Origin of the sequence: Bacillus sp. 7884-1 (assembly GCF_002272245.1) — a bacterium.
Classification (GTDB): Bacteria; Bacillota; Bacilli; order Bacillales; family Cytobacillaceae; genus Neobacillus.
Map to the genome: position 1 here is coordinate 1 of NZ_NPDD01000301.1, position 10,501 is coordinate 10,501.

General features: G+C 38.5%; 9 protein-coding genes and 1 tRNA gene. 6 read left to right on the forward strand and 4 right to left on the reverse strand.

The window, feature by feature from the left end; genetic code table 11:
* Positions 1-479: 479 nt before the first annotated feature.
* Both CHI06_RS28500 and CHI06_RS28505 read right to left on the reverse strand, forming a co-directional pair.
* Positions 480-553 (reverse strand) — tRNA-Arg (locus CHI06_RS28500).
* A 74-nt stretch (positions 554-627) separates the two neighbouring features.
* Positions 628-1,332: a YwaF family protein gene (locus tag CHI06_RS28505; protein WP_257009507.1), complete on the reverse strand. Its 705-nt coding sequence runs from the start codon at positions 1,330-1,332 to the stop codon at positions 628-630.
* 160 nt (positions 1,333-1,492) lie between these two features.
* On the opposite strand from CHI06_RS28505, the gene mutS reads away from it, so the two are divergent.
* The 3 genes from mutS (at position 1,493) to CHI06_RS28520 (ending at position 6,558) form a co-directional block, all read left to right on the forward strand.
* Positions 1,493-4,087, forward strand: coding sequence for a DNA mismatch repair protein MutS (gene mutS / locus CHI06_RS28510; RefSeq protein ID WP_179292823.1), 2,595 nt, complete (start codon positions 1,493-1,495; stop codon positions 4,085-4,087).
* A 19-nt stretch (positions 4,088-4,106) separates the two neighbouring features.
* Positions 4,107-5,987, forward strand: a complete 1,881-nt coding sequence (mutL, locus tag CHI06_RS28515; RefSeq protein ID WP_095252000.1) for a DNA mismatch repair endonuclease MutL — start codon at positions 4,107-4,109, stop codon at positions 5,985-5,987.
* A gap of 118 nt (positions 5,988-6,105) precedes the next feature.
* Positions 6,106-6,558, forward strand: a complete 453-nt coding sequence (locus CHI06_RS28520) for a hypothetical protein (RefSeq protein WP_095252001.1) — start codon at positions 6,106-6,108, stop codon at positions 6,556-6,558.
* 120 nt (positions 6,559-6,678) lie between these two features.
* On the opposite strand, the gene mreBH is transcribed toward CHI06_RS28520, so the two are convergent.
* Positions 6,679-7,686 (reverse strand): rod-share determining protein MreBH, encoded by a 1,008-nt coding sequence (gene mreBH / locus CHI06_RS28525; protein WP_095252002.1) that lies wholly within the window; start codon positions 7,684-7,686, stop codon positions 6,679-6,681.
* Positions 7,687-8,017: 331 nt separating this feature from the next.
* Between mreBH and miaA the strand changes: the two genes are divergently transcribed.
* The 3 genes from miaA (at position 8,018) to spoVK (ending at position 10,304) form a co-directional block, all read left to right on the forward strand.
* The gene (miaA, locus tag CHI06_RS28530) at positions 8,018-8,974 is read left to right on the forward strand and encodes a tRNA (adenosine(37)-N6)-dimethylallyltransferase MiaA (RefSeq protein WP_095252005.1); all 957 of its coding nucleotides are present in this window, start codon (positions 8,018-8,020) and stop codon (positions 8,972-8,974) included.
* Between the two features lie 26 nt (positions 8,975-9,000).
* A complete protein-coding gene (hfq, locus tag CHI06_RS28535; protein ID WP_034672853.1) occupies positions 9,001-9,231 on the forward strand; it encodes an RNA chaperone Hfq in 231 nt (76 codons plus the stop codon).
* A 122-nt stretch (positions 9,232-9,353) separates the two neighbouring features.
* Positions 9,354-10,304, forward strand: a complete 951-nt coding sequence (gene spoVK, locus CHI06_RS28540; RefSeq protein WP_095252003.1) for a stage V sporulation protein K — start codon at positions 9,354-9,356, stop codon at positions 10,302-10,304.
* Between the two features lie 81 nt (positions 10,305-10,385).
* Here spoVK and CHI06_RS28545 read toward each other — a convergent pair.
* Positions 10,386-10,501, reverse strand: a 116-nt coding sequence (locus CHI06_RS28545; RefSeq protein ID WP_142301045.1) for a zinc ribbon domain-containing protein, incomplete at its 5' end; no start/stop codon positions are given.

The following is a 10,501-nucleotide window of genomic DNA, read 5'->3' on the forward strand; positions in this document are numbered from 1 at the left end:
TTCGATTCCTTTACAGAACATCGATTAGGTCCTGAGATTACCAGGACCTTTTCTTTTTTTTATTTCGTTCCTAAAAACTCGTATGTAGACTATTGTTAGTAGGATAATATCAAAGCAGTATATGTCTGTCCACTTGAATAATTTAGCTAAAAACTTCCCCCAATTCCCCCCATTTCTTTAGGAGAGAAAACAATATTCTACTAAGCAGAGTAAAAATAAAAAACCCTAGAAACTGCGTTATATCAACGCTTCTAGGGTTTTTATAATTGCTGTTTAATAAACAAATCAATTAAACGTGAGTAGTACTCAACTAACAGTCTTAATTGCAAATCCCAAAAGACTAAATGGTTTCCCATTCAAGAGGCAACATTATTTTTAATGCTTTTCCATTTGCGGCACATTTGCGGCAAAAAGGAATTAGATAAAATGAAAAACCTTGCTGCACTACCTAAAAAGGTTGATTTGGCAAGGTTTTTAAACGTCCCGAAGAGGATTCGAACCTCCGACCTACAGTTTAGGAAACTGTTGCTCTATCCTGCTGAGCTATCGGGACACATTTATTAGGAACGTTACTTATTATAAATAGTTAAACGTAAAAGGTCAATATATAATTACCTTTTCTACCTTTTACCGCCTTTTTCTAAAAATTAACCACACGACGAGACTAAGGGTTATTAATAAAAATTCCAATGATAAGATATACCATGGGTAGGGACCAAGAAGGTTTAATAGGCTGGCACTATTGGGTTTATGGCTCAAAAACATATAATTACCATCGACTGCCTTATTAATAAGCATGATAATCGGCATTAAGACATTCAAAAAGACAAAGAGTTTTACAACGGACCATATAGTTGGTCTATAGCCTTTTACCCAAGTAAAATAGAAGACAACCCAAATCATCATTAAATGTGTATAAAAGAAGTGAAAAAAGCGAAAATGAGGGAAATTAAAATTTAACAATGGGGTAAATATCGCCTGAGAAGCACCTAATAATGCTGTAAATAATAAAATTTCATAAATAACTTTTTTTCGCGTTAACAATAATAGTACCGATAATATGAGGCTGATACTGCACAATTCTAATGGAATCGCATGACTGACATCCCACATATGATTTACAACCATCCAAAGATGATAACTAACTTCTATCATGATTAATGAGATTCCTACTCCTACCTCTGCTTTTCTCCATTTTTTATCCTTAATCTTATCCCTGTTTATAAATATAAAAAACGAACCTAGAAAAAGAAGGGCTATAATCACAAAATGGCTGACAGAAAACATTTCGAAATTATATTCCTTAACATTTCCTCCAAACCAGCCCATCATCAATCACCCTTTTCGCTTTGTTACTATGATTTATATGCGGGTATGTTCCATTCCCGACCATTACGGGATAAAAGAAATTTCTACCTAATCTAAGTTTACCTGAAATATGATATAATAGTTTGTCGAAGATACTCGAAATAATTAAAACGTGGGGGTCATTATGGCTGGTTATACGCCGATGATACAGCAATACTTAACCGTGAAGGCAGATTATCAAGATGCCTTTTTATTTTTTCGCTTAGGCGATTTCTACGAAATGTTTTTTGATGATGCGATTAAAGCATCGCAAGAATTAGAGATTACTTTAACGAGCCGCGAAGGTGGCAGTGAGGATCGAATTCCGATGTGCGGGGTTCCTTATCATTCAGCCCCTAACTATATTGAACAGCTTATTTCAAAAGGCTATAAAGTGGCTATTTGCGAGCAAATGGAAGACGCCAAACAAACCAAAGGCATGGTTAGACGGGAAGTTGTCCAGCTTATTACACCTGGTACAGTAATGGAAGGCAAGTCGTTATCGGATAAGGAAAATAACTATATTGCCTCTATTTCCTGTTTTGGCGATGGAACATTTGGATTTGCTTATACAGATCTTTCAACAGGTGAAAGCAAGGTAACTCAACTCTCTTCTAATTTTGATGAAGTTTTAAACGAACTAGCCGTATTAAGCTCTAAGGAAGTAGTTGTCGCGAACGACTTCGAAGCTGAATTGCAGAAGAAAATGCGGGAACGTGATGTACTCGCCATTTCATACGAAGATAATAGTTCAGTAGATATGAATTTTTCACATCTTTTAGACAATCTCAATCAAGACAAACTAAAACAAAGTGCAGCGAGGCTGTTTCATTATTTATATCGTTCACAAAAGAGAAGCCTTGACCACCTCCAACCGGTGACAACCTATCAAATTCATCAATATATGAAAATTGATTACTACTCTAAACGGAATCTTGAATTAACGGAAACGATTCGTTCAAAAGGGAAGAAAGGCTCTCTACTTTGGCTGCTTGATGAAACGATGACTGCCATGGGTGGCAGGGCACTGAAAACCTGGATTGACCGTCCTTTAATTTCTCGTAAGGACATCGAACACCGTCAAACCATTGTTGAAGTTCTAATGAACAAGTATTTTGAACGCCAGGAGCTTCGCGAAAAGTTGACAGAAGTATATGATCTGGAGAGGCTTGCAGGTCGAGTAGCTTTTGGTAACGTAAATGCCCGTGACCTTGTCCAATTAAAACGATCATTAATGCAGATACCTTTCTTAAAACAAATTCTCTTTGGCATGGAGCATGAAGAAGTAAATAAAATTGCACAATCACTTGATCCTTGCGAGGAAGTCACTGACTTATTAGAACAAGCAATTGTTGAGAATCCACCGCTTTCGTTAAAAGAAGGAAATATGATTCGCGACGGATACAATGAACAGTTAGATCAATTCCGTTATGCAAGCCGAAACGGGAAAACATGGATTGCTCAACTTGAGCGTGAAGAGCGCGAAAAGACAGGGATTAAATCCTTGAAAATCGGCTATAATCGTGTATTCGGCTATTATATAGAAGTAACTAGAGCAAACCTGCATCTTTTAACAGAAGGGCAATATGAGCGAAAGCAGACTTTATCAAATGCGGAACGTTTTATTACTCCAGAATTAAAAGAAAAAGAAGATTTAATTTTACAAGCAGAGGAAAAGAGTGGAGAACTTGAGTATCAGCTTTTTACTGAAATTCGCGAGATTGTAAAAGAACATATCCCTCGCCTGCAGGCTGCAGCAAAAGCGGTTAGTGAGTTAGATGTCCTTCAATGCTTTGCACAAGTGAGTGAAGAGCGTCGTTATGTTAAACCGAAGTTTTCAACTGAAGGAAAAGTTGTTCTAAAGGATGGCCGACATCCCGTAGTTGAAAAAGTGCTTAATGCTCAGGAATATGTAGCGAATGACTGCTTTATGGATTCGGAGCGAGAAGTTCTGCTTATCACTGGTCCGAACATGAGTGGTAAAAGTACGTATATGCGTCAAATAGCGTTAACCGCCATTTTAGCTCAAATCGGATGTAATGTACCGGCTGATGAAGCTGTTCTTCCTATTTTTGATCAAGTATTTACTAGAATTGGGGCAGCGGATGATTTGATATCCGGACAAAGTACATTCATGGTTGAGATGCTTGAAGCTAGAAATGCACTGACCAATGCGACCCAGAACAGTCTCATATTATTTGATGAAATTGGCCGCGGTACCTCGACCTATGATGGAATGGCACTCGCTCAGGCGATTATTGAATACATTCATAAACATATTGGTGCGAAAACACTGTTTTCAACTCATTACCATGAGTTAACAGTCCTGGAAAGCGAACTTGAGAAATTAAAGAACATTCACGTTAGTGCAATTGAGCATAACGGAAAACTTGTTTTTCTTCATAAAATCAAAGAAGGTCCAACAGATAAGAGCTATGGAATTCATGTTGCACAGTTAGCAGAACTTCCTAAGGAGTTAATTCTTCGAGCGAATGAAATTTTATCAGCACTTGAAAAACCCGAAGTAAAATCCGTTTCTGTTAAAATGGAAGTGAAGGAAAACAAGGAACAGCCTGCACAGTTGTCATTCTTCGATGAAGACAAAGAACCAAAGAAGCAAGAATTATCTACGAAAGAAAAGAAAGTTTTAGATAAAATGAAAGAGCTTGATCTACTAGATATAACTCCGCTTCAAGCGATTAATCTGTTGTACGAGCTTCAGAAAAAGTTAAAGAACTAAGTTCTAGGAGGTGACTTGTATGGGTAAGATTATCCAATTAGATGATGCACTTTCCAATAAAATTGCAGCAGGAGAGGTAGTCGAACGTCCTGCCTCCGTTGTAAAAGAGTTAGTAGAGAACGCGATTGACGCTGGCAGTACGGTTATTGAAATTGAAGTAGAAGAAGCAGGACTTGCGAAAATTCGAATTACGGATAATGGGAATGGGATTGAAGAAGAAGACGTCTTACTCGCCTTCCAACGTCATGCGACTAGTAAAATTAAAAATGAAAATGACTTGTTTCGTATCAAGACTCTAGGTTTTCGTGGGGAGGCTCTGCCCAGTATCGCCTCCGTTTCAAGGCTGGAGATGAAGACCTCAACTGGTGAGGGTGCAGGAAATCGAGTAGTCATTGAAGGTGGCAAGGTTGAAGTTTTTGAGAAATCTTCGAGCAGACGCGGGACGGACCTTTCGATAACCGATTTATTTTTTAACACACCAGCACGCTTAAAGTATATGAAAACCATTCATACAGAGCTTGGAAATATTACCGATGTGGTGAACCGACTGGCGCTCTCCCATCCAGAGGTAGCATTCCGCTTAATTCATAACGAACGTAAGCTGCTGCAAACGAACGGTAATGGTGATGTTCGCCAAGTGCTGGCGTCTATCTATGGACTGGCGATTGCCAAACAGCTTGTGCCGATTTCCGGGGAATCGCTTGATTATAAGATTAGTGGATATGCCTCGATGCCTGAGGTAACGAGAGCATCTAGAAACTATATTTCTACAATGATCAATGGTCGTTTTATAAAAAATTATGCATTAGCAAAAGCGATTCAGGAAGGGTACCATACCTTGCTTCCTATCGGCAGGTTTCCAATTGTTCTCCTTAATATTGAGATGGACCCATTATTGGTGGATGTCAATGTGCATCCATCTAAAATGGAGGTTCGTATCAGTAAAGAGGCTGAACTGAATGAATTGGTTACCGATATCATCAAAAATGCATTTAAATCGAAGATCTTGATTCCAACTGCTTATACCCAGGAGAAAAAAGAGGTAGCTAAGTCTGAGCAAACTACATTGATTCTTGATGAAAGAACCAATCCAGTTCCCGAGAGAAAAGAAATAAAATGGGATTCTTCTTTTGTGTCAAACACTATTCAGGAAACAGTCCCAGCTCTTAAGGTGAAAGTAGAACCTTGGATTCCTAAAGAGGTTGAAGAAGAGGTAACCATACCGAATAGTTGGGAATACACTCCACCACCAGAGATGGAATCAAGTGAAACAGAAGTAGAAACAGAATCAAGTGCGAATGCCGATCAACTGGAAAGCCGGATCCCAAGATTATACCCAATTGGTCAAATGCACGGTACGTATATCTTTGCTCAAAATGAAAATGGGTTATATATTATTGATCAGCATGCGGCACAGGAACGATTGAAGTATGAGTATTTCCGTGAAAAAGTAGGTCAAGTTCATGCGGAGCTGCAGGAATTACTTGTTCCGATAACATTGGATTATTCTACTGATGAATATCTGAAGATAAATGAAAACCGTATGGAATTAGAAAAGGTTGGAGTCTTCCTTGAGGAATTTGGAATGAACAGCTATATCGTTCGTTCTCATCCACAATGGTTCCCGAAAGGGGAGGAAAAACAGCTGATTGAAGAAATGATCGAGCAGCTGCTATCGATGAAAAAAGTCGATATTAAAAAGCTGCGAGAAGAAGCGGCGATTATGATGAGTTGTAAAGCTTCGATTAAAGCAAACCGTCATTTGCGCAATGATGAAATCCAGGCATTACTCGATGACTTACGAAGCGCTTCAGATCCGTTTACCTGCCCGCATGGAAGACCCATTATTGTTCATTATTCGTCTTATGAAATGGAGAAAATGTTTAAACGAGTTATGTAGGGTGCTCTCTTTTTTAAAAGAGGGCACTTTTTTTGAAAAATTTAATAATTGGTACTTATATTTGTTTATATTATAGTGTAAAATTACACTATGAGGGAGATTTTAAGGAGGTGGAGTAGTGGTTATTTTTAGCCTCTTAAGTACTTTTTTACCTATCGTTATTATTATTTTTGTAATCGTTTACGCTGTGAAAAATAAAGAAATGGGGGGAGAGACAGTGATACGTCATCTTTATACGTATTTAGTCCTGTTTGCAACACTTATGATGGTGATTGGGGGAGGAATCTCTATTTTTATGGCTGCGGCCGATTTAGTAAGTCCACCAGGTTATTATCAAAACTTCGAAGATTTTAAGCAGGTTTACCATGATCAGAAAGTTCCAACTGAGGAAAGTAAAAGCTTAACAGATGCTGAAATTCGTGAAAGATATGATCAAATGGTAAAAGATGAAAAGAACCGGGCAAGAGAAAATGCAAAAAATCAAATTATAAAAAGTTTAGGCTTTATCGTTATTCCACTTCCGATATTCCTATACTTCAATAATATGAGAAAAAAACAAAGTGATATATAGACATAGAGTGACCGAGGAACATTCAGAAAAAGCATTTTGGTCAATGCAGTAGGCCAGAGTTACTAAAAATCTGATGAAAATAGCAAAAAGAGTGCTAAAAATAGCACTCTTTTTTTCAATCTATCTCACTGCAGCTGGCAGCTTATGCATGTATTTCAAGGCTTGTCCCGTTCCAATTGCAACGGATTCAAGCGGATTTTCTGCTAATTGTACAGGAACAAAGATTTCTTGACTTAGCCATTCTTCCATTCCCTTCATTAATGCACCGCCACCCGTTAGTATCACACCGCGGTCAACGATGTCACCACTTAGTTCGGCAGGGCAGTCCTCAAGTGTTGCACGGATCGCTTCTAATATATGAGATAACGATTCTTTCAAAGCATTTCTAATTTCATAAGATGATAGGGTAACGGTCTTTGGTAATCCTGTCACAAGGTCACGACCGCGTACTTCCATGTGAAGCTCCTCGTGATCGACCAACGCATATCCAATTTCCATTTTTACATTTTCAGCTGTTCTATCGCCAATCAACACATTATATTCCTTGCGGACATATTGAATGATTTCTTCATCGAGTCTGTCTCCGCCAATTTTAATGGAATGACAGGACACAACTCCCCCGAATGATATAATCGCTACCTCTGTATTACCCCCGCCAATATCAACAACTACATTTGCTACAGGCTCATCAACAGGCATTCCTGCGCCAATCGCAGCTGCTACCGGCTCTTCAATTAACTGGATTTTTTTTGCGCCCGCATTTCTCACGGCGTCTTGAATAGCTCTTCTTTCAACGCTTGTTGATCCAGAAGGTGTGCAGATTACTACATTTGGCTTCCGAAGTGCAAAGCCCATTTTTTTTGAAGCTTTTCTCATGATATGCTTTAGAAGTTCAGTGGTAAGGTCATAATCTGCAATCACGCCATCCTTTAATGGTCGGATTGCCATGATTTTCTCCGGTGTTTTTCCAATCATTTCTTTTGCTTCCATGCCAAAAGCTACTACCTTTTTTGTTTCTGTATCAATGGCCACTACAGAAGGCTCATTAACTGCAATGCCTTTATTTTTACTATAGACTAATATATTTGCTGTTCCTAAGTCGATTCCAATCTCAAAGTTTGATAACATCTTCTTCACCTAATTTCCCTATTTTTCGACAACCTGCCATTTGACCAGTCATCTTTCTACAAAATAAGCTACGATTAAGCCTACCACGAACTTGGGGGTAAGAAGGTGTTTGTAAATGAATCGTTATAGGAATGTAAGATTGTAAAGTAAATTTATTAGTTCGTGTATAAATGTAATAAATAAAATCTTTGTCAAAATGATGCATAGAATGGTTATTTTTTGATTATACTTATTTGATGTTCAACTGCTTTTAAAATATATGTTAGGATGTTAGTGTGACATGGTTTTCGAACCATCACGTAAATAATGAAAAAAGGGCAGTGTGAAAATATTGGATTTAAAACAGAAGTTATTAGTCATTATTGGTCCAACCGCAGTTGGAAAAACAAAGTTAAGCATAGAACTGGCTAAACGGTATAATGGCGAAATTATCAGCGGCGACTCCATGCAGATTTACCGAGGCATGGATATCGGAACTGCAAAAATAAAAATCGAGGAAATGGAGGGGATTCCCCACCATTTGATTGATATTAAAGAGCCGGATGAGAGTTTTTCAGCAGCGGAATTCCAACAGCTTGTACGAGCGAAAATATCCGAAATCACCTCGAAAGGTAAGCTTCCTATCATCGTCGGCGGGACTGGGCTTTATATTCAAGCCGTCATTTATGATTATCAGTTTTCAGAGGCACCTGCGGATGAGGAATTTCGTTTGCAGCTTGAAAAGAGGGCAAAAGAGATTGGAAATGAGGCGCTGCACCGTGAATTAACGAAGATAGATCCTGAAAGTGCAAGACAACTTCATCCAAATAATGTGAGAAGAGTTATTCGGGCACTTGAAATTTATCATTGTACTGGTAAGATTATGAGTGAATATCAAATTAATCAGCAGCCTGACCTTCTATACGAAACCGCCCTTATTGGTTTAACCATGGATAGAGAAGTGCTTTATGAACGGATTAATACTCGTGTTGAGATAATGATATCCGAAGGGCTCCTCGAAGAAGTCTCTGGATTATACAAGCAGGGAGTCAGAGATTGTCAATCTATTCAAGCAATTGGCTACAAAGAAATCTATGATTATATAGATGGAAAGGTTAGTTATCAAGACGCAGTTGAAAGTTTAAAACAAAATTCAAGGCGCTATGCAAAAAGGCAACTAACTTGGTTTCGTAACAAAATGGATGTAGAATGGTTTGACATGACAAATGTCTCAAATTTGTCAAAAAAAATAACTGAAATTTCACAGTACGTTGAAGGAAAGCTACAAGTAAAATCGAATACATATTAGTAGAGATAAAAGAGGAGGATATACAAATGAAAACCACCATCAACATTCAGGACCAATTTTTAAACCAGTGCCGCAAGGACAATACTCATGTAACGGTATTCTTATTAAACGGATTCCAATTGAGAGGCCAAATCAAAGGCTTTGATAATTTTACAGTTCTTTTTGAATCAGAAGGAAAACAGCAATTGGTTTACAAGCATGCTATTTCAACCTTTGCACCGCAAAGAAATGTTCAGCTTGACCTGGATGCGCAATAACCTTTACTAATGACTTGAGCCCATGAAATCTATGGGCTCTTTTTTATTTTTATAATGAAAAGGTAATTGGATGAATACACATAAATGAAGGAGATTGCTTTGCAGAATGAGAGGTGAAGGCTTTGGATCAACCGATTCGCATGAAGAGTAATGGACAAATAACAGTATCGCTCAACTCCCATAAGAGAAAGTCATTAACAAAAGAGCTTCCTATTCCTCAAGTTGTTCCAAAGGTTATTCCCCCGGAGCACGCCGCTTTAAAAGAAATCGAAGACGAGCTCGGGGCATTAGTGGGTATGGAAGAAATGAAACGAATGATAAAAGAAATTTATGCTTGGATATTCGTGAATAAAAAACGGGAAGAAGTGGGCATGAAGGCAAGGAAGCAAGCCCTTCATATGATGTTTAAAGGCAATCCGGGGACAGGGAAAACGACCGTTGCCAGATTAATTGGCAAGCTTTTCTTAAAAATGAACGTGCTAACTAAGGGGCACTTAATTGAGGCAGAACGAGCCGACCTTGTGGGAGAATATATCGGTCATACGGCTCAAAAAACACGGGACTTAATTAAGAAAGCACAGGGTGGAATACTATTTATTGATGAAGCCTATTCATTAGGCCGCGGCGGGGAAAAGGATTTCGGAAAAGAAGCGATTGATACGCTAGTCAAGCATATGGAAGACAAACAGCATGAATTTATCCTCATTTTGGCAGGGTATTCCCGGGAGATGGATTATTTCTTAACCTTAAATCCAGGGCTGCACTCCCGTTTTCCTTTAGTCATAGATTTTCCGAATTATACAATTGATCAATTGATGGAAATTTCTGCCCGGATGCTTGATGAACGAGAATATAGTTTGAGTCATGGTGCAGAGAAAAAACTAAAGGATCATTTAATTTGGGTAAAATCCGTGCTCAATCCCAATAGCTTTTCGAATGGCCGATATGTTCGTAATATAATTGAAAAATCCATTCGCGCTCAAGCTATGCGGCTTTTGTTGCAGAATAGCTTTGACAAACATGAATTAATGACACTAAGGAGTAATGATTTAGTTTTCGAGGAAGATTCTTGAACTACTCACCACTTAACACTGCTTACGGGTCTTTTGAAGTGGGAGATTCCTAAGTACAGAAGCCTATCGGCTTCTAATTGATTAGGCTAACCCCGTAGTCCCTACGGTTAAGATGCGTATTGCTTCATCTCTAAGGTTCTGTCCTGCATTAATATCTCTATCGTGATGTGTGCCACAAGAAGGACAAACCCACTCAC

Coding starts and splice junctions, on each gene's coding strand:
- CHI06_RS28505 (WP_257009507.1), bottom strand. CDS start 1,332: ATGATGGGCTGGTTTGGAGGAAATGTTAAGGAATATAATTTCGAAATG.
- mutS (WP_179292823.1), top strand. CDS start 1,493: ATGGCTGGTTATACGCCGATGATACAGCAATACTTAACCGTGAAGGCA.
- mutL (WP_095252000.1), top strand. CDS start 4,107: ATGGGTAAGATTATCCAATTAGATGATGCACTTTCCAATAAAATTGCA.
- mreBH (WP_095252002.1), bottom strand. CDS start 7,686: ATGTTATCAAACTTTGAGATTGGAATCGACTTAGGAACAGCAAATATA.
- hfq (WP_034672853.1), top strand. CDS start 9,001: ATGAAAACCACCATCAACATTCAGGACCAATTTTTAAACCAGTGCCGC.